This window comes from Ensifer sp. SL37, assembly GCF_026672675.1.
Classification (GTDB): Bacteria; Pseudomonadota; Alphaproteobacteria; order Rhizobiales; family Rhizobiaceae; genus Ensifer; species Ensifer adhaerens.
In genome coordinates, this window is the sequence record NZ_JAPPRN010000006.1 from 3021203 (window position 1) to 3045049 (window position 23847).

The window sequence follows — 23847 nt, forward strand, 5'->3', positions numbered from 1 at the left end:
CTCTAGCGGCTGGGGAGGGCCGCGTCGATGGCGGCGGCGGATCGCGGGCGTTCGGCGCGGCGGCGCCGGGCCGGCATCGGCAGGGTGAGGATGAAGAGCGAGCCGACGATCAGCCCGATGCCCGCCCAGCCCTCGGCCGGCAGGCGCTCGCCGACGATGACGACGGCAAGCACGGCGGCGATGACCGGTTCAAGCAGCGACAGCGTGGTCGCCATGGTGGCCGACACGCGGGCGAGGCCATAGGCGAAGAGCACGTAAGCGACCAGCACCGGCACCAGCGCCATGTAGATACCGACGGCGACATTGGTCGACGACGCTAAAAGCGGCGCGCCGGTGAAGGCGAGCACCGGCAACAGCAGAGTGCCGCCGACACCGAAGATCGAGCCCATGGCGGCACGCGGCGGAATGCCCGCCTGCATCAGCCGCCGCGCCACCCAGGAATAGAGCGCGTAGAGCAGGCCGGAGACCAGGCCGAGCAGGATGCCGTAGAGGACCGCCGTCGCGTCGGCAGCACCGGCGCTGCCGTGGCTTTCCGAAAAGGTGAGAAGCACGGCGCCGCCAAGGCCGGCGGCGGCACCCAGCAACCAGCGAGTGGTGAGCTTCTGACCGTCGAAGATGCGCTCGATCAGCGAAGCGGCGAGTGGCGCCGAGCCGATGGAGATGACGGTGCCGATGGCGACGCCGGCGAGATGCATGGAAGAGTAGAAGGCAAGCGGATAGATCGCGACCGAGAGCGAGCCGAGGATCAGCATCGGCCACTGCGCGGCGATCTTCGCCCTGCTTTTGACGATCGAATGCAGCGCCGTCAGCGCCAAGAGCAGGCCGCCAAGGCCCATGGCGACGGCGCCGATGCCAAGCGGGCTGACCCCTGAAGCAAAGGTGGCGGTGGTGCCGGTCGTGCCCCAGAGCGCGGAGGCGGTGAGCACGCAGGCAAAGCCGACGAGAGAAGCGGAATTTCGGGAGGTCATAGCTGGTCCATGATCGAGATGGCGATCCGGCGCGCGGTCTTCAGCCGTGCGTCATGTCCGTCGAGCCCGGCACGCGACATCGCGCCTTCGAGCAGGAAGGAGAGGTGCTCCGCCGTCTCGTCGATGGCGGCACCCGCGTCGGGCTTCATCTCGGCGAGATATTGCTTGAAGAGCGTTTCCACCTCGTCCTTCTGCGAGGCGACGATGTCGCGGGCGGGATCGCCGACCGAAAGCTCGGCTGCGGCATTCAGGAGGCCGCAGCCGCGGAAGCCCCAGGAATAGGCCATTTCAGCGTGGTCGACATAGCTGTCGAAGATCGCCAGTACACGGTCTCTCGGCGTTGCCGCATGGGCCAGGCGCTCGCGGTAAAGCTCCTGCCATTCCCGGTGGCGCGCCTCGATATAGGCGTTCACCAGATCGGTCTTGGACGAGAAGTTGTTGTAGAGGCTCATCTTGGCGACGCCCGCATGCGCGGTGATCGCATCGATGCCCGTGGCACCGACCCCATCCCGGTAGAACAGTTCGGCTGCCGCCTTCAAAAGCCGCTCGCGCGCCGGCGCCTTGTCGCTCATCGCCTTCTCCAATCTATTAGGTAGACCGATCTACCTATTTTGGTCCGATGTCAAGTGACGCGGTGTTTTTCAAAGGGGATGAGGATGCTGTGATGCGCCGGCCGATCGCCGCCGTCTGTGTTTGCGGCTGTAACCGTAACGTACTTCCGCGCGTCGCACGCAACGGGTCTACTGCTCGGCATGCATTCGCACTAAATTTCGCATTGGTGGCCCGCAATGGAGTTTGCGAGGCAGCGGCGGTCGAGAGATTTCAAGGCCGCCGGCCGCGGCGTATGAGGGAGATTCGGCATGCTGCGATTTATACTCACAGGCGTGGTGCTTCTGGCCGGCGCGACGAACGTCGCGGCGCAGGATATGTTGCCGGCCGAACTCCGGGACCGCGCGATCGCCCGCCGGGCGACGGAGGCGGTGATCTGGGGCATGCCGGCGGTCAATGCCGACCTGATGCTGCAGACGATGCTTTCGACGACGAAGGCCAGGGTCAACGAAGTCGTCTACTGGTCTCGCCCGGTCAACTGGAAGAACCAGACGCTGACGCCGAACCCGGATTCGATCTATTTCATGTCCTTCTGGAACGTGAAGGACGGGCCTATCGTCATCGAGATCCCACCGGCCGAGGGCGGATCGATCGCCGGCAACATCGTCAACGCCTGGCAGATGCCGCTCGAAGATGCCGGCCCGCATGGCGCCGACGAGGGCAAGGGCGGCAAGTACCTGATCCTGCCGCCGGATTACATGGGCGAGGTGCCGGAGGGCTTCATTCCGCTTCGCTCGGACACCTTCACCGGATTTGCGCTGCTGCGTTCCAACCTGAAGAGCCATGCCGACGCCGATATCGAAAAATCGGTCGCCTATGGCAAGAAGATCAAGATCTACCCGATGCCGGTGACCGACAAGCCGCCGGAAACGGTCTTTACCGACGCCTATGACGAGCTGTTCGACAGCACCATCCGCTTCGACGCCAGCTTCTTCGACAATCTGAACCGGGTCGTCCAGACCGAGCCGTGGCTCGAGCGCGACCGGGTGATGATCGACCAGCTGAAGACGCTCGGCATCGAGAAGGGCAAGCCCTTCCAGCCAAGCGCCGAAACCAAGGCGCTGCTCGACAAGGCGGCGGCCGAAGCCAGGGCCGAGCTTTCGGCGCGCTATGACGCCGGCTTTCCTGTCATCAACGAGGGCATCCGCTGGTTCCCCGCCGGGCTGCCGGACATGGTGAAGGCCGCCTCGGAGGCCTATGCCGATCCCGGTCTCTATCCGGTCGATGCCCGAGGCGTGACCTATACGCTCGGCTTCACCGGCATCAAGCGGCTGGGCACGGCGCAGTTCTACCTGATGGCCAACAAGGACAAGGACGGCAATCCCTTCGACGGCGGCGCTAACTACCGCCTCGTCGTGCCGAAGGATGCGCCGGTCGAGCAGTACTGGTCGGTGACCGCCTACGACCGCGAGACCCATGCGCTGATCCGCAACATGGACAAGGCGAGCGTCGCCTCGATCGGCGAGGGGGTGAAGAAAAATGCCGACGGCTCGGTCGACGTCTATTTCGGCGCCAAGGCGCCTGCGGGCAAGGAGGCGAACTTCGTGCCCGTCGACCCCGCCCGCAAGTTCGAACTGCTTTTCAGGCTCTACGGCCCGGAAAAGCCGCTGTTCGAGAAAAGCTGGAAGCTGCCCGACGTGGAGAAGATGCCGTAGCGCTTGCAAATGCCGTACTTGCAAAGTGACGGTGTTGACGCATTCCGGCGGAGCCATAGCTATGCATGCAGCCGCGGGCGGAAGGAGCCACCATGTGCGGACGCGTCTATCTGAAGACCAATCTGGAGGGGTTGCTGCGCGCCTTCGGCTTTGCCGAGCGTGGCGGCGTCGAGACGATCGCCAACCAGTTTCCGCGCTATAACGGAGCGCCGACGCTCACCTATCCGATCATCATCCGCGACGTGATCCGCGATCCCGATCTCTTCGGTCCGGTCTTCGTCTCGGCCCGCTGGGGCCTGATCCCGAGCTGGACCAAGGACCCGAAAGCGGGCAGGCCGCTCGTCAACGTGCGTTCCGACACGATCGCCAGCAAATTCCGCTCGTCCTATCAGCGCCGCCGCTGCCTGGTGCCGATCGACGGCTTCTTCGAATGGAAGGACATTCACGGGACCGGCAAGGACAAGCAGCCCTATGCAATCGCCATGAAAACGGGCGAGCCGTTCTGCCTTGCGGGCATCTGGGAGAGCTGGCGGAACCCCGATACCGACGAGGATATACGCACCTTTGCGATCGTCACCACCGACGCCAACGCGATGATGACCGACATCCACGACCGCATGCCTGTCATCCTGCATCCCGACGATTACGAGCGCTGGCTTTCGCCGGAGCCGGAAGCCCCTGACCTGATGAAGCCGTTTCCGCCTGAGCTCATGACGATGTGGAAGATCGGCAGCAAGGTCGGCTCGCCGAAGAACGATACGCGGGATATCTTGGATCCGGTGGATTGAAGGAGAAGCATGCTGAAAAACGAAGGCAAATTCTGATGTCTCGAACCGCTGCCCTGCAGCTTTGCTGTGGCGACACCAATCCCTTGATTGTGGCGCCAATTGAAGGCGATCCTTCGCATGATGCGAGAGGTGTGGCCCCCGAACGAGCCGGATCGCCCGATGAGTAAGCAAGCTCAAATCTCGACAACCTCTCCGCGACCTGATCTAGATGCCTGGGTTCCAGACAGAGCGAATGGCAGGGAGTTCGGGTTTTGGTTGATGCCAGGACATGACAAATCCATCCGGCAAAACGATGTTGAAGGCCTTCGCAGCCACATTCGCAGTCCTGATCGCTGCCGTGTACATCTACGGCGAAACGCTGCAATCACACGAAAGTCCGGAAGATCAAGCCAAGGCTCGTTTGAGAAAGCACCTCGCGGAACGTGGGGAAGTCGACCGGATGCGCTACGTGACTTGCTCCCGACACGATGAACCGGAGCACAATCCGCTTCCGAATGTGTCCTACTATGTGCTGTGTGTGATCGAGCAGCCTAAGTCTGCGGGGGCAGTTGCCATCGAAGTGGCCTTCGGCCAACGCGATCAGGTGGAGTTTTGGGACCTGTCGCGCTGAAGATGACGGTAAGCGCTGCGGCGAGACCCTGGTCTTGCGGCGCAAGGCAGGTCCGAACACCGGTTCGAACGTCAGCGACCGATAGCCACAAATTTTGAAGGAAGGCCATCTCTTGATCTATCTTCTCCGCCATGGCGAAACCGTCTGGAACACGCTCGGTCGGTTCCAGGGGCAGCTGGATTCGCCGCTGACGAGGCTTGGCGTCGAGCAGGCAGATGCTGTCGCCAACCTCCTTCGCGCCGAGATTGGTGATGAGGTGCCGTCGTTCGAGATGCATGTCAGCCCGCTCGGACGGACCCGCGAAACCGCCGAAAGGGTGCAGCGGGTGCTGCCGCTTGCGAGCCGCGAGGATGCGCGGTTGATGGAGGTTTCGGTCGGCTGCTGGGATGGCATGACCAAGTTCGAGATCGACATGGAGTATCCGGGCAAACTCGATGGTTCCGATGTCTTCGACTGGTATTTCCGTTCGCCGGATGGGGAGAGTTTCGATGCCGCCTGTGCGCGGGCGGAAAGCTGGCTTGCGGATATCCGGCGGCCGACGGTCGCGATTTCCCATGGGCTGTTCGGCCGGTTGCTGCGCGGCGTCTATGCCGGCCTCTCCAGGCGGGAAATGCTGGAGTTGCCGGTGCCGCAGGATGGATTTTATCGTCTCGGCGATGGGGCGTTCAGCCTCGTCACCGGCGTATCGACCGGCCAGCAACTGGCGTCCGCTACCGAGTGAAAACACCAGCGCGGCACCTCGTGTCGGCGCCCGGGCCTTTCCAGTGGCCGCCGCCGTGGATCGACGTTTCTTCGCGGTTGGAGGGCTATCGGCCAAAGGCAGGCGCGGACTGCGCAAGCATCACGTTTGCATCACCTGCTCCAGAGCGCTCAGCAACGCCCGCGTATCCGCCGGCTTGCCGACATTGACTGCCCCCGCCAGAACCTCTCCGCCGACCTGCTCCGGTTTTTCATAGGCGCTGGCAAGCACGAAGGGCACGCTCTGCGCCCGAAGCGCCTCCGCCACCGGCGTCACGGTGCCGTCTTTCAGGGTAACGTCCAGAATGGCCACCGCCGGCTCGGCGCTTCGCAAGAGCTGCAGGGCCTGCTTTACCGTCGCGGCGGGTCCCAAGACATGCCAGCCGTGCCTTTCCAGCAGCAGCTCGAGGTCCATGGCGATCAGGAACTCATCCTCGACGAGAAGCACGGACTTGGACATGAAACCAGTCTCTGTCTTTGGAGACCGGTGACAGGGGCGTAGCGATCTCTACTGCCAAACCCTTTGGTGCATAGTTCAGTTCCACGCGCGCGCCCAATTCGCTTCTCACGGAGAATTCGATAAGCCTGGTGCCGAAACCCGACCTGGTCGGGGGGCGTGACCGGCGGACCGTTCCTACAGGTCCCGCGCGAAAATCTGGCCGGTGAGATCCTTGCCGAAGCTGTGGTGTTGTTCTTCCTCGATCAGCGCGAAGCCGGCCTTCTCGTAGATGTGGCGGGCGGCGTCGAGGCCGGCATTGGTCCACAGGATCATGCGGTGGTAGCCCAGAAGGCGGGCGTGGCGCATGCATTCCTCGACCAGCCGACGGCCGATGCCGAGGCCCCGGGCGGTGGGCTCGACATAGAGCAGGCGCAGCTTCGCCGTCGTTTCATCGTGGCGGACGAGAAATACCGAGCCGACGACCTTGCCGTCTTTTTCGGCGATCCAGCATCGATCCGACTTCGGATCGTAGTCGTGCATGTATTTGACGACGATCTCGGCGACCAGCGCTTCGAACGCGGTGGTCCAGCCATATTCCTGCGCATAGAGCGCGCCCTGCCGGTGGATCACCCAGCCCATGTCGCCCGGCTGCGGATCGCGCAGGATGAAGCCCGGCGTGCGCTCCTCGGCAAGCAGGCTTTCGATCTCGCCCATGGCGCCCACCAGCTGCTTCTGTTCCGGCACTGAAAGCTTTTCCAGCATGGCGACGACTTCGCGCTGTGACGCATCCTCCAGGGGCTGGAAGATCGCGCGCCCCGCCTCCGTCAGCTCGAGTTGCGTGACCCGGCCGTCGGCCGGCGAACGGGTCTTTTCGATCAGCCCCTTCTTCTCGAACCCGGTAATGACGCGGCTGAGATATCCCGCATCGAGGCCGAGTTCGCGGCAGAGGTCGCTCGCCGTCAGACCGGAGCGATGCGCCAACTCATAGAGAATCCGGACTTCGGTCAGCGAGAAGGCGCTGGCGAGCAGATGCTCGTGCAGCAGGCCTATCAGTCGGGTGTAAAAGCGGTTGAAGCGCCGCACCGTCTGGGCGCGGTCATCGATTTGCTGCGGAGACATGGGATGCCTTTATGAATTTGCCTTGATCAGATAATTAGTTGCCTAAGGCAAGTATTGTCAAGCAGGAATGCGCCAAGGCCTGCGGGACCGCCCGCTGCCGAGCGCCGGCGCATGTGCGTTCCCTTTTGGTTTTTGCATTTGCTAATTTAGGTAGGAGATCGTTTCAGGCTGCGATAATATCGGATCGGATATCTCTTAGGTCCGGAAATCCGGAACGGGCCGCTTTTCAACGTGTTTGGCAAGCCCATGGAGCAGAGATTAGCCGCAGTGCTGGCGGCCGATATGGCCGGCTACTCCAGGCTGATGGAGGCCGACGAAGCGGGCACGCTTGCGCGGCTCCGCACGCACCGCATCGAGCTCATCGATCCCGCGATCGCCAAGAACAAGGGGCGGCTGATCAAGACCACCGGCGACGGGCTGCTGGTGGAATTCCAGAGCGTGACCGATGCGGTCAAATGCGCGGTCGAGATCCAGCAGCGCATGAAGAGGCGGAACTCCGATGTACCGGAGGACCGGCGGATCGAATTTCGCATCGGCATCAATCTCGGCGACATCATCTTCGAGGACGACGACATCTTCGGCGACGGCGTCAACATCGCCGCGCGCGCCGAGCAGCTGGCCGAGGTCGGTGGCATCTGCGTGACAGCAGCAGTGGCGACACAAGTGGCTGACCGGCTGGAATTGCCGATCGAAGATCTCGGAGAGAAGACGCTGAAGAACATCAGCCGGCCGGTGCGCCTCTACCGCGTCGGTCTCGAGGGTCTGGACCTTCCGGCCTCGACGGGGGGGAGCGAAGCGAAAAAGGGCGTCTGCAAACCGACGATCGTCGTCTTGCCCTTCGACAATATGAGCGGCGATCCCGACCAGGAGTTCTTCGCCGACGGGCTGACCGAGGACATCATCACCGAGCTTTCGCGAAGGCATGAGCTCTTCGTCATCTCGCGCAACTCCTCCTTTGTCTACAAGAACCAGTCGGTCAACGTGCGCGAGGTGGCCGCCAGCCTCGGGGCGCAATATCTGGTGGAAGGCAGCGTGCGCAAGATCGGCGAGCGGGTGCGCGTCACCGTCCAGTTGATCGACGCGGTCAACGACGCACACATCTGGGCCGACAAATACGACCGGCAGCTCGATGACATCTTCGCCATTCAGGACGAGGTGACGGCGGCGATCGCCGCGACCGTGCCCGGTCGGCTGGAGGCTGCCCAGCGCGACCAGCTTTCGCGCACCAAGCCGGCCAACATGGCGGCCTATGAATGTGCGCTTGCCGCCAAGGTGCTGCATCACCGCAGCAGTGCCGACGACAACAGGCAGGCGCAGGCGTTGATCGACCGTGCCGTTTCGCTCGATCCCGGCTATGCCCACGCGCATGCCTGGCGGGCCTGCATCCTCGGGCAATCCTGGGTCTACGGCTGGTGTGCCGACAAGGAGGCGACCTGGGCCGAGGTCAATGCCGAGCTCGAACGGGCGCTTGCGCTCGACGACAACGACGCCGACGTGCATCGCATCCTTGCCGCCGTCAACGTCAACACCAACGAACTGACGACGGCGCGCTATCACCAGGAGCGGGCGCTGTTCCTCAACCCCAATTACGACCTCGTCGTGGTGCAGCAGGGCGAACTCTTGACCTGGCTCGGCCGGCCGGAGGAGGGAGCGGAATGGATCCTGAAGGCGATGCGCCTCAACCCGCACCACCCGGAACGCTTCTGGAGCCACCTCGGCAAGGCGCATTTCGCTGCGCGCCGATATGGCGAGGCGATCGAGGCCTTCATGCACCTGACCTCGATGGACGAGACCCAGCACGCCTTCGTCGCCGCCTGCCACGGCTGGCGCGGTGATGCGATTGCGGCGGGCGCGCATATCGGCAAGGTCAAGGCGCTGGCGCCGAGCTTCGAGATCGAGACCTTTCTGGCGACCATGCACTATGCGCAGGAGGAGGACCTGCAGCATCTGCGCGAGGGGCTGGTGAAGGCGGGGGCGGGGTGAAAAGCGGGCCCGCGCGCTCAAGGCCCGCGCGTGGACGCAAGCACGGATCCGGAGGCGAGGAGGATGCGTTTCCGCCCCTGACAACGCAATTGCGGAGCCTGCTGCACCGTCGGGAGAGGTGGCTATGGAAGCAGTTCGCGCAGAACGGCGGCTGGTGGCCATTCTTGCCGTCGACGTTGTCGGCTACTCGCGGCTGATGGAGGCCGACGAGGCCCGTACGCTCGCAGCCATCAAGGCGTGGCGTTGCGACATCTTCGATCCCCTCATGCAGGACTACCACGGCCGCATCGTCAAACTGATGGGCGACGGTGCGATCGTCGAATTCGGCTCCGTCGTCGATGCCGTCGCCTGTGCGGTCGCGTCGCAAAACAGGGTTGCGGCGCGCCAGGCGGATATCCCGCGCGAGCATCGGCTGCTGCTGCGCATGGGCATCAACCTCGGCGATGTCGTCGTCGAGGGGGATGATCTGCTCGGCGACGGCGTCAACGTCGCAGCCCGCCTCGAGCAGATGTGCGAGCCAGGGGGCCTGTTCGTCTCCGGCACCGCCTTCGACCACCTGCAGGGCAAGTTCGAACTGCCGCTGGAGTTCATTGGCGAGCATCACGTGAAGAACATCCAGCGGCCCGTCCGCGTCTACCGGGTGCAGTTCGACGGAGATCTCAAAAGTCGGCGCTTCACCTTCGAGACCCTTCGCGGCTGGCGCATTGCGGCTGCGCTGGCCGTGATCGTTGCGACCGGCCTTGCCGCGACGTGGCTGGTGCAGAGGCGCGAGAGCGTCGAGCCCGCGTCCGTTGCGCGGAGCGCCTTGCCGCTGCCGCAGACGCCCTCGATCGCGGTGCTGCCTTTCGAAAATCTCAGCTCCGATTCAGCGCAAAGCTACTTCGCCGACGGCATGACCGACGACCTGATCACCGAACTGTCGAAACTGTCGGGCATCTTCGTCATCGCGCGCAACTCGACCTTTGCCTACAAGGGCAAGCCCACCAAGGCGCAGCAGGTGGGGGCGGAACTGGGCGTCCACTATATCCTTGAGGGCAGCGTCCGTCGGGAGGGAAACCAGGTTCGGGTCAATGCCCAATTGATCGACGCGATCGACGGGCACCACCTGTGGGCCGAGCGCTATGATGGGGAAATGAGCGGCGTGTTCGGGCTGCAGGACAAGGTGATCGGACAGATCGTCTCGACGCTCTCCGTGAAGCTGACGAGTGCCGAAAAGAACGTGGCGGCGGTGCCGGAAACGACGAACCCGAAGGCCTACGATACCCTGTTGCGCGGCTGGGAGCATCTTCGCCGCGACAGCGAAGCGGAAACGGTAGCAGCTTCCGCATTTTTCCAGAAGGCGATCGTGCTCGACCCGCACTATAGCCGTGCCTACGCGTCGCTGGCGGCGGCAAACTGGCGGGCGAGCACCCTCTCCTGGGATTATTCCCGCAGGGAGGCCGCGTCCAGGAACCTCGCCAGAAATCTCGCAAAGGCGATGGAGAGGCCGACGCCGCTTGCCTATGCCGTCTCGGCGCAGGTGCTTGCGCAGCAGGGGCGTTACGACGAAGCCTTCGCCGCCATCGACCGAGCGATGACGCTTGCGCCCAACGATCCCGACAACCATGTCGGCATGGCGCGGATCCTCAATGCGACGGGACGCGCGACGGAGGCGGAACAGGAGGCGCGCCTGGCGATGCGGTTCGATCCTCACCCGACGCGGGCAACGCTGCGCATGCTCGCCGTCTCGCTGTTTTCTCAAGGCAAATACGACGAGGCCGCCGCCACTTACGAGCGGGTGCTCGAGAAAAGCTCCGAACTCTTGGGGGATTACGCCACGCTGACTTCGAGCTACGGACATCTCGGCCGCACGAGCGACATTCAGAGGCTGGTCGACCAGTACAACAAGCTGGCGGCGTCCTCGCTGGGAGATCCGCTCACCGTCCAGGAAAGCGCCTATGACTGGTATGGCAGCGCCTTCAGCTACCACAGACCCTATATCGCGCGGCTGCAGGAGGGACTTCGCAAGGCCGGATTGCCGGAAGGGGCCGGCACGGACCTTGCCTTCGACGACTATGCCAAGTTCATTTCGCTGACGAAGGGCGAGTTCAGCGTCGAGCGAACGATAAAGGTCGACGTTGCGGAAGTGAAAGCGCTGCTTGCGCGCGGCGTCACCTTCATCGATGTGCGGGCGCCGCTCACCTATGACATTGGCCATCTCCCCAAGGCCGTCAATCTGTCGCTGCTGACCGCGCTATCGAAGGAAAGCCTCGCCAAGGTGGTGGGAAAGGCAGACGAGGTCGCCTTCTATTGTCAGGGCAGAAACTGCACCCATGCCGCCTATGCGTCGGCCAAGGCGATCGCCTGGGGCTACACCCGCGTCTACTATTTCGCCGGCGGATTTCTGGAGTGGGATGACGAGGGCTACCCGCTCGTGATCGAGGTCGGCAAGTAGTTCGGGCAGGGATGTCCCCGATCCATTGCTACCGTGGCCCGATGCTGATGAAGATCGACTTCCGGTCGCTGTCCGAGCTGGGGCGCCACTGGCGCGGCATCGGCGTGACGCTCTTCATCAACTGGGCGATCAAGCCATTCTCTATGGCCCTGCTGGCATGGTTGTTCATCGGCTGGCTCTTCCGCCCGTTGCCGCCGCCATCAGCCTGTTCGGCATCCAGTCGGGCGCCGCGCTCGCGACCGTCGTCTGGGTACTCATCGAGGTGCCGGTGATGCTGTCGGTCGTCTGGATCGTGAACAGGTCCAGGGACTGGTACGAGGCAGCGCCGGCGGTGGCCCGGAATTCCGTCTCGAAAGGCGCATGAGCGATGGAGGCGCGTGTCGCGCTCGCTGGACAGCCCTTGATACATGCGCCAATGATGACGGATGGACGAAATCGTCATCCAGGCGCACAAGCATTGCGCCAACCATCGAGCGGAAATCGAAGCGAGCCCGTCCTGCGGATGCTTCTATTGTTGCGAGATCTTTCCGGCGGCCGAGATCAACGAATGGATCGACGATGACACAACGGCGATCTGTCCCCGTTGCGGCATCGATTCCGTCATCGGCAGTGGCTCAGGCTTTCCCGTGACGACGGTCGAATTCCTGGCGCGGATGAGACGCTATTGGTTTTGAGCGTCGCGCCGTCCGCCCTGAAGCGGGGGCGCAACGCCACGTAGACTTCAGCCTGTCGCCATCAAGGCCCAGCTCGTTTGCCGGGCATCGATGGCGGCTCCTTGCCGCGATCTTGGTCGGATCAGGCCTCAGGCTCGTGGCAGACAGCCTCGATGTTGTGGCCATCCGGATCGAAAACGAAGGCGGCGTAATAGTTGGCGTGGTAGCGCGGGCGCAGGCCCGGCGCGCCGTTGTCCCTGCCGCCGGCCGCAAGGGCTGCGCTGTAGAAGGCGTCGACCTGCTCACGGGTCGTGGCCATGAAGGCGAGGTGAAGGTGCGCCGGCGATTCCTCGGTCTGGTAGAGGCACAGCGACGACTTGCCGTCCGTACTCATCTCCACGCCATGCGCGCCATGATCGACCACCGAAACGCCGAGCGGTTCGAGCGTCTTCAGGTAGAAGTCGAGGCTTGCCGCATAGTCGCGGACACCGAATTTGACGTGGTCGAACATCGCGTTCTCCTGTGTGCGGGTTTGAGGTGCGCTGGCGAGGCGGCGCATTTGCGGCCGGGATTGGGCTGATAGCCCGATGGCCTGTTGCAGGCAACCGTAGGTCCTTGGGGGCGCATCGGTATGCGCTCGGGGCCTGGCCTCTTGCCGCGCGGCGCGTCACACGGCGCAGACCTCCCGCACGCATCCCCTTAGCCACCTGTGCGCCGGATCGGCGTCGAGGCGGGGGTGCCAGAGCAACGAAATGGTGATTTCGGGCAGGGCGACGGGCAGGGGGAAGGTGACGAGGTTTTCGCGCAGGCTTCCGGTGTAGCGCTCGGGCACGCTGGCGACGAGGTCGGTGGCGCGGACAAGCGCCAGGGCCTCGGAGAAGCTGCCGACGGAAGCGGTGATCTTGCGGCTAAGGCCGAGGGCCTGGAGGGCAGTGTCGATCGGGCCGACGTCGTTGCCGCGGCGCGAGACATGGATGTGGTGGCCTTCGGCGTAGCGGGCGGGCGTCACTTCGCCTGATGTCAGCGGATGGCCCGGGCGGACCACGGCGACGAAACGGTCGTGGAAGAGGGCTTGGGCGCGAAGCTCCGGGCCCGTCATGTCGCCGACAACGGCAGTTTCGAGATCGACGGTTCCTTCGCGAAGCGGGCTGCTTTCCCGGTCGAGCTTCTGCACGAAGCGCAGACGCACGCCGGGCGCCTCTCGCTCGACACGGGCAATCAGTCCAGCGCCGAAGTTTTCGACGAAACCCTCGCGGTTCCTGAGCGTGAAGGTGCGGGCAAGCGTCTTCAGGTCCAGGCTCTCGGCCGGGCGAAGGCAGGCTTCGGCCGCTTCGACGATGGGGCCGGTGAGCGTGCGCAGCTCCAGCGCCCTCGGCGTCGGAACGAGGCCGCGGCCGGCACGCACCAGAAGCGGATCGCCGGTCGCCTCGCGCAGCCTTGCCAGCGCCCGGCTCATGGCCGAGGGGCTGAGCCGCAGGCGCCTGGCGGCGCGGGCGACGCTGCCTTCCGCAAGCAGCACGTCGAGGGTCACGAGCAGGTTGAGATCCGGTCTGGTCATGCCCATCCATAACACAGTTAGCTCATGATGTGGCGTCAAACGCACGAATGAAGTGCAAATGCTGCGTCTTCCGCCACATGAAGCCGAGGTCTATTTTTTCGGAGAACTGACCTTGGAGGGTTTTTCGATGATCTCATGCCCACTGATGCCCGCCCCGATTTCCCTGTCTGATCGGAAGTCGTTGCCGCCCATTTTGAATCATGAAAGCGCGCTATCGCCTTGTTTCCCCGCGATTTCCCGTGCTGCAAAAGATCGGTGCGAAACCTCGCGCGCGGGAGGTGGTCGATGAGCGCGACGAAGACTGCAAACGCTCCCGCCACCGCCTCGGTTCGCTGCGTGCTCACCAGCCTGTCGCTGTCGATGCTGCTCTCTTCGCTTGGCACCAGCAGCGCCAATGTGGCGCTTCCGGCGCTGATGGATGCTTTCTGCGTCTCGTTCCAGGCGGTGCAATGGGTGGTGCTTGCCTATCTGCTTGCCATCACCACGCTGATCGTCAGCGTCGGGCGGCTTGGCGATATCGTCGGCCGGCGGCGGCTTCTGCTTGCCGGCATCGCGCTCTTTATCGCAGCCTCGGTGCTTTGCGGCCTGACGCCCGCTTTCCCGCTGCTCGTCGCGGCGCGAGCGATGCAGGGCGTCGGGGCTGCGATCATGATGGCGCTGACCATGGCGTTTGTCGGCGAGACGGTGGCGACGGAGAAGACCGGCAGCGCCATGGGCTTGCTCGGCACCATGTCGGCCATCGGCACAGCGCTCGGGCCGTCGCTCGGCGGCGCGCTGATTGCCGGGCCCGGTTGGCGGGCGATCTTTCTCGTCAACGTGCCGTTGGGGCTTCTGGCGCTCGTGCTCGCCCATCGGTATCTGCCGGCGGACAAGGGGTATGAGGGCAGGGAACGCCCACGCTTCGACGTCGCCGGCACCTTGCTGCTTACGCTTTCGCTGGGCGCCTATGCATTGGCGATGACGGTGGGCCGCGGCAGTTTCGGCATGCTCAATGTCGCGCTGCTTTCGGCCGCCGTTTTGGGTCTTGCACTGTTCCTGCGGGTCGAGACCAAGGTAGCCTCGCCGCTGATCCGGCCGGCGATGTTGCGCGATCCGGTTTTCAGCCGCGGGCTTTCGACCAATGCGCTGGTCTCGACCGTGATGATGGCGACGCTGGTGGTCGGGCCGTTTTATCTGTCGCGCGGGCTGGGGCTGGATGCGGCGATGGTCGGGCTCGTCCTGTCGGTCGGTCCCGTCATCTCGGCCTTCGGTGGCGTGGTCGCCGGCCGTATCGTCGATCGCCTGGGCGCGGGCTTCGTAGTCACGATCGGTCTTGCCGCGATGGTTGCGGGCTGCGCGGCGCTTGTGCTGCTGCCGGGGCTTTTTGGCGTTGCCGGTTATGTCGCGGCGATCGCGCTTTTGACGCCCGGCTACCAGCTGTTCCAGGCTGCCAACAACACGGCGGTCATGGCGGATGTGAGCGCGGACCGGCGCGGCGTCGTTTCCGGCCTGCTCAACCTCTCGCGCAATCTCGGCCTCGTCACCGGCGCATCGGTCATGGGCGCGGTCTTTGCCTCAGCCGTGGCGGCAAGCGACATGGCCGGGGCGGCGCCAGCCTTGGTCGCCAGGGGCATGCAGGTGACCTTTGCGGTGGCTGGGCTGTTGACCGTGACCGCGCTGGCGATCGCCGTTGCGGACAGGGCGTTCAGGCGCGCACAACGGGCCGTCGCCGCGGAGCCAGCTGGAGAGGGATGATCCCGCAAGAGACGGACCGCACCGACACGCCGCCGCTCAGCGATCGGCACCCGACCGATTGCGCCACGCCTCGGACGCGAGGCTGTAGCTCTGGTGGAGGATCTCTTCGCCCCTCGAGCGGGAGGCCTTCCGCATGGTTTTCTCAGGGCGAAAGCCGAGCTTGAGCAGCACCTTGCCGGAGGCCGGATTGTCGGCCGCGTGGCCTGTTTTCAGCCTCGCGAGCCCGAGCTGCTCGAAGGCGAAGGACACCACCGCCTGCGCGGCCTCGAAGGCATAGCCCTGGCCCCAGCTTGGCTTCTCCAGCCAGTAGCCGAGTTCGCCTTCTTCGCCGTCGATCTCGTCGAGATCGACCAGGCCGATCATGCGGCCTCTGCGCTCGATGGCAAATCGAAAGGCCGTGCCGGCGATCCATTCCTGCCGGTGCTCACCGAACCAGCCGGTCATGTCGTCGGGATCGGGTGGAAATTGCGCCATGCGTAGCATCCTCGTGACGTCCCAATCCGACTGGATCTCAAAGGCGCGCTGCGCATCGGCGGGCGTTGTCGGGCGCAGCGCGAGTCGATCGGTCGTCAGCGTGACCGCGGGGCGATTTCCAGTGTTCGCTGCGGATGGGCGCATTGTCAGAGGTTTCCCCATCGATCCGCACTGATCGTCAGACACTACCGCGTTCAGGCGGTCGGCAAACGCTCGAGCCGGGCGCGAAGCGTTTCGAAATCCGGCACGAACCAGATCGAATCACCCTTGTTCGTTTCGCGCACGAAATCGGTCAGCGCCTTGCTGGCTTCGAGCCTGGTGCTGATATCGCCGACGATGGCGAGCCGCATGCGGTAGTTGACGAATTTCTGGAACACCTCGCCGGCGACGCGGGTCGAAAGATCGAGGAAATGGGGACCCAGCCGTTCGACCGGGACTGCCAGCAAGTCGGCCTCATGCGCCCAGCCGTTGCCAAGAAAATCATTGGCGTCGCCCGGTGCCGCAAGCAGAGGGCCATCGACAGCGCATTGCAGCACGCGCGCGGTTCCGATTTCGATCAGCTGTGTCATGCGCCAAGAAGTAGGCTGCAAAGCCCAGGGTTGCAAGGGCTGTTGCCTCGGGTTCTGCCGTCGGGGCAGGTTGCGTTCGCCGCCGGCAGGATTGTTCCCGTATCCGCATGTCCGGCTGGTTCGGCCGAGCGGGCATGAGGCGATGTATTTCTAGAAATATATCGATATTCGCAAAAACTGATTGGCGTCCGCAAGTTATGCCGGAACGACGCGTGAGAATTTCTCGGGAATTCCGGTACCAGTTTTCTGTCAATTTGACACAGATCAATGACCCCTTCTGTTCGGCATTTACTCTGAGGCACGGTGAAAAGCTGTCATCGGCCGGTCACGGGATTGATTTTTATTTCCGGTGGCGCATCTTACCTTGGATTGTGTTGGGGGACGCAGGAATGCCGGAAGTCGTTCAGGCACAGCCGATCGAAAAGCCGCCGCGCTCGCGACGCGCGGAGCTGATTACCTTCTTCGTGCTCGCCTTCGGCATCTGGCCGATCGTCGCCGTTGGTATCGTCGGCGGCTATGGTTTCCTCGTCTGGATGCTGCAGATCATCTTTGGCCCGCCGGGCCCGCCCGGGCATTGAGGTCGAGCCATGAAGGTCGAACCTCTCTCACGCCGTGAACTCTTTACCGGCCGCGCTGCCGCAAAGCCCGTCCGAATCCGCCCGCCGGGCGTTTCGGAGCTCAGCCTTGCCGCCTGCACCGGTTGCGGCGCCTGTGCGGAGCGATGTCCCACCGCCATAATCCGTCTTTCTGACGGTCTTCCCTTCGTCGACTTTTCGGGCGGCGAATGCACCTTCTGTGGTGCCTGCGAGGAAGCCTGTCCCGAGCCGGTATTCACCGAGAAGGCCGTGCGCCGTTTCCCGCATGTCGCCGCGGTCACCGATACCTGTCTCGCGCGCCGATACATTGCCTGCCAGTCCTGCGGCGAAAGCTGCCCGGAGCAGGCGATCCGTTTTCGCCCGCGTATCGGCGGGCCGTTTCTGCCTGAGATCAACGAAGACCGATGCACCGGCTGCGGCGCCTGCCTCAGTGGCTGCCCGGTGAGTGCGATTGCAGTGAAGGCATTGGAAGTGGAGGTGGCGCATGTCTGAGGCCGCAGCGGCAAAGGCGGGTACGCCCTATCACATTTCGAGCGCCGTGGTCGCCACGATGCCGCAGAGCACCGAAGCGATCCTGGCGACGCTCGCGGGAATGGAAAACGTCGAAATCCATGGCCATGGCGGCGGCAAGATCGTCGTCGTCATCGAAGGCAGAAGCACGGGCGCGCTCGGCGAACGGCTGACTCAGATCTCGCTGCTCGACGGGGTGATCTCGGCCAACATGGTTTTCGAGCATGTGGAAATGGAAGAGGAAGGGCAGGAGCCATGAGCGGAGAACTGACGCGGCGTGACATTCTGAAGGCCCATGCGGCCGGCATCGCCGCCGCCACGGCCGGCATTGCGCTGCCTGCCGCCGCACAGCCGGTGCCGGGCGGCGTCAACGCGCTGGAAATCAAGTGGTCCAAGGCGCCGTGTCGCTTCTGCGGCACGGGCTGCGGCGTGATGGTGGGCGTGAAGGAAGGCCAGGTTGTCGCCACCCACGGCGACATGCAGGCCGAGGTCAACCGCGGCCTCAACTGCATCAAGGGCTATTTCCTTTCCAAGATCATGTACGGCAACGACCGCCTGACGACGCCGCTCTTGAGGAAGCGCGGCGGCACTTACGCCAAGGACGGCGAGTTCGAGCCCGTCAGCTGGGACGAAGCCTTCAACGTCATGGCCGAGCAGGCAAAGAAGGTGCTGAAGGAGAAAGGCCCGACGGCCGTCGGCATGTTCGGCTCCGGTCAATGGACGATCTTCGAGGGTTATGCGGCGACCAAACTGATGCGGGCGGGTTTCCGCTCCAACAATCTCGATCCCAATGCCCGCCACTGCATGGCGTCCGCCGCCGTCGCCTTCATGCGCACCTTCGGCATGGACGAGCCGATGGGCTGCTACGACGACTTCGAGAACGCCGATGCCTTCGTGCTCTGGGGCTCGAACATGGCGGAGATGCACCCGATCCTCTGGACCCGTGTCGCCGACCGGCGTCTCGGCCAGCCGCATGTGCGCGTCGCGGTGCTTTCGACCTTCACCCATCGCAGCATGGACCTGGCCGATATCCCGATCGTCTTCAAGCCAGGCACCGACCTCGTCATCCTCAACTACATCGCCAACCACATTATCACGACCGGCAAGGTCAACGAGGACTTCGTCAACAAGCACACGAAGTTTGCTCGCGGGGTCACCGACATTGGCTATGGTCTCCGGCCCGACAACCCGGTCGAGGTGAATGCCGCCAACTCCAAGGACCCCGGCAAGACCGAGCCGATGGATTTCGAGGCGTTCAAGGAGTTCGTTTCCGAATATACGCTGAAGAAGACCGCCGAGATGACCGGCGTCGATCCGGAGTTCCTGGAGCAGCTGGCCGAGCTTTATGCCGACCCGAGCCGCAAGGTCATGTCGCTCTGGACCATGGGCTTCAACCAGCATGTGCGCGGTGTGTGGGCCAACCAGATGGTCTACAATCTGCATCTTCTGACCGGAAAGATCTCCGAGCCCGGCAACAGCCCGTTCTCGCTGACCGGGCAGCCGTCTGCCTGCGGCACGGCGCGCGAGGTCGGCACCTTCGCCCATCGCCTGCCTGCCGACATGGTGGTGACCAATCCCGAGCACCGCAAGCACGCCGAAGAAATCTGGCGCATTCCGCACGGTATCATTCCGGAAAAGCCCGGCTACCACGCCGTGCAGCAGGACCGGATGCTGAAGGACGGCAAGCTCAATTTCTACTGGGTGCAGGTCAACAACAACGTCCAGGCGGGGCCGAACACCGCCAACGAGACCTGGCAGGGCTATCGCAACCCGGACAATTTCATCGTCGTTTCCGATGCCTATCCGACGATCACGGCGATGAGCGCCGACCTGATCCTGCCCGCCGCCATGTGGGTGGAGAAGGAAGGGGCCTACGGCAACGCCGAGCGGCGCACCCATGTCTGGCACCAGCTGGTGCAGGCGGGCGGCGAAGCGCGCTCGGACCTCTGGCAGATGGTGGAGTTTTCCAAGCGCTTCACCACCGACGAGGTGTGGCCGAAGGAAATCCTCGACGCCAGCCCCGAATATCGCGGCAAGACGCTGTTCGAGGTTCTGTTCAAGAACGGCGAAGTCGATCGTTTCCCGCTGACCGATGTCAGCGCCGAATACGACAACAACGAAGCCAAGGATTTCGGCTTCTACATCCAGAAGGGGCTGTTCGAGGAATATGCCACTTTCGGACGCGGCCATGGTCATGATCTGGCGCCCTACGACACCTATCACGAGGTGCGCGGGCTGCGCTGGCCTGTGGTCAACGGCCAGGAGACGCGCTGGCGCTACCGCGAGGGCTTCGACCCCTATGTGAAGCCGGGCGAGGGCGTGAAGTTCTATGGCAACAAGGACGGCAAGGCGATCATCCTTGCGGTGCCCTACGAGCCGCCGGCCGAATCCCCCGACGACGAATACGATACCTGGCTGGTGACCGGCCGCGTGCTGGAACACTGGCACTCGGGCTCGATGACCATGCGGGTGCCGGAACTCTACAAGGCGTTTCCGGGCGCGCGCGTCTTCATGAACGCGGAGGATGCCCGCAAGCGCGGCATCAACCAGGGCATGGAAGTGCGCATCGTCTCGCGCCGCGGCGAGATCCGCTCGCGCGTCGACATCCGCGGCCGCAACCGCATGCCGCCCGGCGTCGTCTTCGTTCCCTGGTTCGATGCCAGCCAGCTGATCAACAAGGTTACCCTCGACGCCACCGATCCCATCTCCAAACAGACGGATTTCAAAAAATGCGCGGTCAAGATTCTTCCCGTCACCCTCTAGGGTGGTCACGGCTGGTTCGGGCCGTTGCCAAACGGCCCGCATGGATGGCCCTTGCGGCTGGCCTTCTGATGTTCGTCACGACGGCGGCCGTCGCCCAAGTGGCGGAAAAACTGGTGCCGCAGCTCGAAGGGCCGACGCCGCAGATGGCGACGGAAGCGGCGGCACCGCTGCCGAAATGGGTGGTCGACGACAAGCGCAAGATGCGCGCCTATCCCGATCAGCCGCCGGTCATTCCGCATTCGATCGAGGGCTATGAGCTTTCGGTCAATGCCAACCGGTGCCTGTCCTGTCACAAGCGCGAGTTCACGCAGGATTCGGGTGCGCCGATGATCAGTGTCACCCACTACATGACGCGCGACGGGCAGATGATCGCCGACGTTTCGCCCCGGCGTTACTTCTGCACCGCCTGCCACGTGCCGCAGGCCGATACCAGCCCGCTGGTGCCGAGCAATTTCAAGGACATGAGCGAACTGGGCTTCAAGCCGGCCGGAAGCGAGTGACGACATGATCGCATGGATCAGGAAAATCATCCTTTGGGCCTGGGGCATCATGAAGACGCCGGCCGGCACGCTCGGCCTTGGCTTCCTCACGCTCGGCGGCTTCATCGGCGGCGTCATGTTCTGGGGTGCATTCAACACGGCGCTGGAACTCACCAACACCGAAAAGTTCTGCACCTCGTGCCATGAGATGCACGACAACGTCTATCAGGAGCTGACGCGCACCATCCACTTCTCCAACCGCTCGGGCGTGCGCGCCAGTTGCCCGGACTGCCACGTGCCGCATGAATGGACCGACAAGATCGCCCGCAAGATGCAGGCTTCGAAGGAAGTCTGGGGCAAGATCTTCGGCACGATCAATACCAGGCCGAAATTCCTCGAGAAGCGGCTGGAACTGGCGCAGCACGAATGGGCGCGCATGAAAGCCAATGACAGCCTGGAATGCCGCAACTGCCATTCCTCCGTCGCCATGGACCTGCAGAAGCAGACGCAGCGGGCGGCCGAGATCCACACCCGCTATCTGCTCTCGGGCAAGGCCACCTGCATTGATTGCCATAAGGGCATCGCCCACGAGCTGCCCAACATGGAAGGCATCGATCCAGGCTGGAAGATGCCGCCGGAACTGGAGGGCAAGAAGATGGCCAATCAGACGCCGATCGACGATCTGAGGCAAGCGATGGCGGATTTGCATATGCAGGCGCAGTAAGACGCGCCGGCCCGCCTGAGCTGCATTGAATTCTCCAGGGCCATGCCGGTGCGGTGTGGCCCTCTTTTTTACGGTTCTTGGGCAGTGCGTCCTTCATTCCTGTGCTTGTCACAGGAATTCAGCCGCGTCGCGTCGGCGGCGCGAGGGACCTGGTTCCCAAGAGGCGTCGTGCCAAGACCGTACTTCCCGCCGTGCCGACGCACGGCTGCTGGATCTCTGTGACGAGCACAAAGATGAGGGTGGGCCGGCCTCGTGCCAAGCCGCCAGATGAGGGGAGTGGCTTGGGGGTTCTTGAGCCAACGGCGCACATTCGGATCTGCGGCGATGGACTTGTCGAGCAGCGCTTTTCTCTCTTCATTTCTGCCAATTCTTTTTTCTGAAAAATATTCGACACCGCTGTCGGCGCCGCCATTTCCCGTTCGTCATTTAGGCAGGGAGGCAATCTGGCTTCCTCCACCGGAGCGGGATAGGAAAAAAATCCGCGCGGGTCTTTCGCCCGCAGCTTGCTCTCACTATTTGGGTTTCACCACGCCGGCACCCCCAGAGGTCACGAGGACCGGGACTGGCGTGACAGAGGAGAATGGACAATGCGCGTAGTGGTTTTTGTAAAGGCGACCAAGGACAGCGAAGCGGGCAACATGCCCTCGACCGAGCTGCTGGAAGCCATGGGCAAGTACAACGAGGAACTGGTCAATGCCGGCATCATGCAGGCGGGCGAGGGGCTGCATCCCTCGTCGCGTGGCGCCCGCGTCGCCTTCGACGGCGCCGACCGCATGGTCATCGATGGCCCCTTTGCCGAGACCAAGGAACTGGTCGCCGGCTTCTGGATCTGGACCGTCAAGGACATGGCCGAGGCAATCGCCTGGGTGAAGCGCTGCCCGAACCCGATGCCGGGCCCGAGCGAAATCGAAATCCGCCCGGTCTTCGAGATGGAAGATTTCGGCGACTTGGTGACGCCGGAGATCGCCGCCCAGGACGAGCGCCTGCGCGAGAAGATCGCCAACCAGTAAGGGCTGTTAGCCGAACCTTGGGGTGGCCTTGCCCATCTCCTCAGGTTTAACCCGGGAGCAACCCTGCTTGCCCCTCACCCTAACCCTCTCCCCGCAGGCGGGGAGAGGGGACGAGCCCGGTTCTCGGTGAGTTCGAACGCAGCGCCGTCACGGTCAAATGTGTTTGGTCGGGGGGCCGGATTGCGGTGCTTGTCGCCGAGGAAGTGAGTGCCACGCATGTCCTTCTCCCCGCCAAGCGGGGAGAAGGTGCCGGCAGGATGAGGGGCAAGTCGTCACCGGGCGGCTGAGGAGTAGGTCCTGACCGCTGGATGAGGGGCAGCCGCCGGTTTTGCGCGGTGACAAGGTGTTGCGCGGCGAGCGGGACGAAGGCCGTTCGCGAGATGAACGGCTGCCACAGTGTCCGGATCGTGTCGACGTTGGTAGGACGTCTGCTCTGCTTCCCGTAGAGATTGTATTAACCGTGTTCGTTTACCTTATTTCCGGGGTTTGAACCGGAGTGGGGCAATGGTCAGGACGAGCAGTTTCGTCATTTTTCTTCTTTCAAGTGTTTCGATCGCGGCGGCTGCCGATATCGATGGTCCGTTGGTGGGGCCGCAGGACGCCTATGAGGTGCCGGTGGAGCAGGCGTCGGGCGGCATCGTCGGCTACGTCGAGACGTCCTACGGCGCGGCCGTGGACTCGCCCGGCGATATCGATGCGGATGCATGGGACCTGCGCGGTGCGGTGAACTTCGACGCCGGCGCCGGCTTCAACCTGCAGGTCGATCTCGGCTACACGCGCGCCTCCTTTGAGGATATCGACACGAACAGCTATGACGGCGCGCTGCACGGCTACTACCGCAATGATCTCTTTGCGGCAGGCGTCTTCGTGCAAGGCGCACGCCTCGACCCGGGCATCGGCCTCGACCTCAACGATTACATGGGTGGCGTCGAAGCGGCCTACTTCCTTGATACCTGGACGCTGCATGGCGCGATCGGCTACGGCCAGGCGAGTGTGGAAGACTTCGACGACATCGATGCCGATCATTACATGGGCTCGCTCGGCGCGCGCATCTACGCGACCGACAACCTGCGCTTCGACGTCGACGGCTCGCTGCATCGCATGAGCGAAAACGACCTGGATTACGACCTGCGCAGCGTCAAGCTGACGGCCAACTACCGGCTGGACGCTTTCCCCGTCACGCTCTTTGCCGGCTACAAATACACCAACGAAGAGCTTTCAGGGCTGAGCGCTTCGGTTTCCGGCGACACCAGCACCCTCTTCGGTGGCCTGCGCTTCTCCTACGGTTCGACGACGCTCAAGGAAGAAGAGCGCCTCGGCCCGGTCTGGTCCAGCAATCGCCTGGCGTTCTGATCGGCTTGGCAGGCGGCAGCATTTTGCGCCGCTGCCAGCCAGGTACAATCATCAAGCAAGAGCATGGTGGCACCGCGCGTC

At 63.6% G+C, this 23847-nt stretch carries 24 protein-coding genes and 2 pseudogenes; 18 read left to right on the forward strand and 8 right to left on the reverse strand.

The window, feature by feature from the left end; translation table 11 throughout:
• Window positions 1-2: 2 nt before the first annotated feature.
• Together OVA00_RS26785 and OVA00_RS26790 are read right to left on the reverse strand one after the other, a co-directional pair.
• Complete coding sequence (locus OVA00_RS26785) at window positions 3-968, reverse strand: DMT family transporter (RefSeq protein ID WP_034793090.1); 966 nt, start codon at window positions 966-968, stop codon at window positions 3-5.
• A complete protein-coding gene (locus tag OVA00_RS26790; RefSeq protein WP_060516055.1) occupies window positions 965-1540 on the reverse strand; it encodes a TetR/AcrR family transcriptional regulator in 576 nt (191 codons plus the stop codon). The genes OVA00_RS26785 and OVA00_RS26790 overlap by 4 nt, the downstream gene beginning before the upstream one ends.
• A 288-nt stretch (window positions 1541-1828) precedes the next feature.
• Between OVA00_RS26790 and OVA00_RS26795 the strand changes: the two genes are divergently transcribed.
• From OVA00_RS26795 to OVA00_RS26810, 4 genes are all read left to right on the forward strand, one after another.
• Window positions 1829-3232, forward strand: a complete 1404-nt coding sequence (locus OVA00_RS26795) for a DUF1254 domain-containing protein (protein ID WP_268089930.1) — start codon at window positions 1829-1831, stop codon at window positions 3230-3232.
• Between the two features lie 92 nt (window positions 3233-3324).
• Window positions 3325-4020 (forward strand): SOS response-associated peptidase, encoded by a 696-nt coding sequence (locus OVA00_RS26800; RefSeq protein WP_268089932.1) that lies wholly within the window; start codon window positions 3325-3327, stop codon window positions 4018-4020.
• A gap of 268 nt (window positions 4021-4288) precedes the next feature.
• The gene (locus OVA00_RS26805) at window positions 4289-4630 is read left to right on the forward strand and encodes a hypothetical protein (protein ID WP_143034194.1); all 342 of its coding nucleotides are present in this window, start codon (window positions 4289-4291) and stop codon (window positions 4628-4630) included.
• A 112-nt stretch (window positions 4631-4742) separates the two neighbouring features.
• A complete protein-coding gene (locus tag OVA00_RS26810; protein WP_268089934.1) occupies window positions 4743-5351 on the forward strand; it encodes a histidine phosphatase family protein in 609 nt (202 codons plus the stop codon).
• Between the two features lie 120 nt (window positions 5352-5471).
• Here OVA00_RS26810 and OVA00_RS26815 read toward each other — a convergent pair whose 3' ends face one another.
• The gene (locus tag OVA00_RS26815) at window positions 5472-5828 is read right to left on the reverse strand and encodes a response regulator (RefSeq protein ID WP_090294177.1); all 357 of its coding nucleotides are present in this window, start codon (window positions 5826-5828) and stop codon (window positions 5472-5474) included.
• 174 nt (window positions 5829-6002) lie between these two features.
• Window positions 6003-6926, reverse strand: a complete 924-nt coding sequence (locus OVA00_RS26820; RefSeq protein WP_268089936.1) for a bifunctional helix-turn-helix transcriptional regulator/GNAT family N-acetyltransferase — start codon at window positions 6924-6926, stop codon at window positions 6003-6005.
• Window positions 6927-7172: 246 nt separating this feature from the next.
• On the opposite strand from OVA00_RS26820, the gene OVA00_RS26825 reads away from it, so the two are divergent.
• From OVA00_RS26825 to OVA00_RS26845, 5 genes and pseudogenes are all read left to right on the forward strand, one after another.
• Window positions 7173-8909 carry an adenylate/guanylate cyclase domain-containing protein gene (locus OVA00_RS26825; RefSeq protein WP_060516063.1) on the forward strand — a complete coding sequence of 579 codons (1737 nt, stop codon included), beginning with the start codon at window positions 7173-7175 and terminating at the stop codon, window positions 8907-8909.
• A gap of 124 nt (window positions 8910-9033) precedes the next feature.
• Entirely contained in the window at window positions 9034-11343 is a 2310-nt protein-coding gene (locus OVA00_RS26830) for a rhodanese-like domain-containing protein (RefSeq protein WP_268089937.1), read from the forward strand.
• A gap of 38 nt (window positions 11344-11381) precedes the next feature.
• Window positions 11382-11540, forward strand: a pseudogene (locus tag OVA00_RS40075) (arsenical-resistance protein); the annotation flags it as partial.
• Window positions 11528-11707 (forward strand): annotated as a pseudogene (locus OVA00_RS40080) (arsenical-resistance protein); the annotation flags it as partial. The pseudogenes OVA00_RS40075 and OVA00_RS40080, both read left to right, overlap by 13 nt.
• 61 nt (window positions 11708-11768) lie before the next feature.
• Window positions 11769-12017, forward strand: a complete 249-nt coding sequence (locus OVA00_RS26845; RefSeq protein WP_034793118.1) for a hypothetical protein — start codon at window positions 11769-11771, stop codon at window positions 12015-12017.
• A gap of 121 nt (window positions 12018-12138) precedes the next feature.
• Here OVA00_RS26845 and OVA00_RS26850 read toward each other — a convergent pair whose 3' ends face one another.
• Both OVA00_RS26850 and OVA00_RS26855 read right to left on the reverse strand, forming a co-directional pair.
• On the reverse strand, window positions 12139-12507 hold the full coding sequence (locus OVA00_RS26850; RefSeq protein WP_060583226.1) for a VOC family protein: 369 nt from the start codon (window positions 12505-12507) through the stop codon (window positions 12139-12141).
• 156 nt (window positions 12508-12663) lie between these two features.
• On the reverse strand, window positions 12664-13554 hold the full coding sequence (locus OVA00_RS26855) for a LysR family transcriptional regulator (RefSeq protein ID WP_090294445.1): 891 nt from the start codon (window positions 13552-13554) through the stop codon (window positions 12664-12666).
• A 285-nt stretch (window positions 13555-13839) separates the two neighbouring features.
• On the opposite strand from OVA00_RS26855, the gene OVA00_RS26860 reads away from it, so the two are divergent.
• Entirely contained in the window at window positions 13840-15288 is a 1449-nt protein-coding gene (locus OVA00_RS26860; RefSeq protein ID WP_268089939.1) for an MFS transporter, read from the forward strand.
• A gap of 36 nt (window positions 15289-15324) precedes the next feature.
• Here the strand turns inward: OVA00_RS26860 and OVA00_RS26865 are convergent, their stop codons facing one another.
• Together OVA00_RS26865 and OVA00_RS26870 are read right to left on the reverse strand one after the other, a co-directional pair.
• The gene (locus tag OVA00_RS26865) at window positions 15325-15924 is read right to left on the reverse strand and encodes a GNAT family N-acetyltransferase (protein ID WP_326494142.1); all 600 of its coding nucleotides are present in this window, start codon (window positions 15922-15924) and stop codon (window positions 15325-15327) included.
• Between the two features lie 32 nt (window positions 15925-15956).
• The gene (locus tag OVA00_RS26870) at window positions 15957-16331 is read right to left on the reverse strand and encodes a DUF4180 domain-containing protein (protein ID WP_060603604.1); all 375 of its coding nucleotides are present in this window, start codon (window positions 16329-16331) and stop codon (window positions 15957-15959) included.
• A gap of 389 nt (window positions 16332-16720) precedes the next feature.
• Between OVA00_RS26870 and napE the strand changes: the two genes are divergently transcribed.
• The 8 genes from napE (at window position 16721) to OVA00_RS26910 (ending at window position 23766) form a co-directional block, all read left to right on the forward strand.
• Window positions 16721-16909, forward strand: coding sequence for a periplasmic nitrate reductase, NapE protein (gene napE, locus OVA00_RS26875; protein WP_034793129.1), 189 nt, complete (start codon window positions 16721-16723; stop codon window positions 16907-16909).
• 9 nt (window positions 16910-16918) lie between these two features.
• Window positions 16919-17419 carry a ferredoxin-type protein NapF gene (gene napF, locus OVA00_RS26880; RefSeq protein WP_089043552.1) on the forward strand — a complete coding sequence of 167 codons (501 nt, stop codon included), beginning with the start codon at window positions 16919-16921 and terminating at the stop codon, window positions 17417-17419.
• On the forward strand, window positions 17412-17696 hold the full coding sequence (locus tag OVA00_RS26885; protein WP_034793133.1) for a chaperone NapD: 285 nt from the start codon (window positions 17412-17414) through the stop codon (window positions 17694-17696). Before napF ends, OVA00_RS26885 begins: the two co-directional genes overlap by 8 nt.
• Window positions 17693-20200, forward strand: a complete 2508-nt coding sequence (gene napA, locus OVA00_RS26890; RefSeq protein ID WP_060516070.1) for a periplasmic nitrate reductase subunit alpha — start codon at window positions 17693-17695, stop codon at window positions 20198-20200. The genes OVA00_RS26885 and napA overlap by 4 nt, the downstream gene beginning before the upstream one ends.
• 44 nt (window positions 20201-20244) lie before the next feature.
• Complete coding sequence (locus tag OVA00_RS26895) at window positions 20245-20700, forward strand: nitrate reductase cytochrome c-type subunit (protein WP_089043553.1); 456 nt, start codon at window positions 20245-20247, stop codon at window positions 20698-20700.
• Between the two features lie 4 nt (window positions 20701-20704).
• Window positions 20705-21403 (forward strand): NapC/NirT family cytochrome c, encoded by a 699-nt coding sequence (locus tag OVA00_RS26900; protein ID WP_034793141.1) that lies wholly within the window; start codon window positions 20705-20707, stop codon window positions 21401-21403.
• A gap of 587 nt (window positions 21404-21990) precedes the next feature.
• Window positions 21991-22413, forward strand: a complete 423-nt coding sequence (locus OVA00_RS26905) for a YciI family protein (RefSeq protein ID WP_060516071.1) — start codon at window positions 21991-21993, stop codon at window positions 22411-22413.
• 504 nt (window positions 22414-22917) lie between these two features.
• Entirely contained in the window at window positions 22918-23766 is an 849-nt protein-coding gene (locus tag OVA00_RS26910) for a hypothetical protein (RefSeq protein ID WP_034793150.1), read from the forward strand.
• The last annotated feature ends 81 nt before the right edge of the window (window positions 23767-23847 follow it).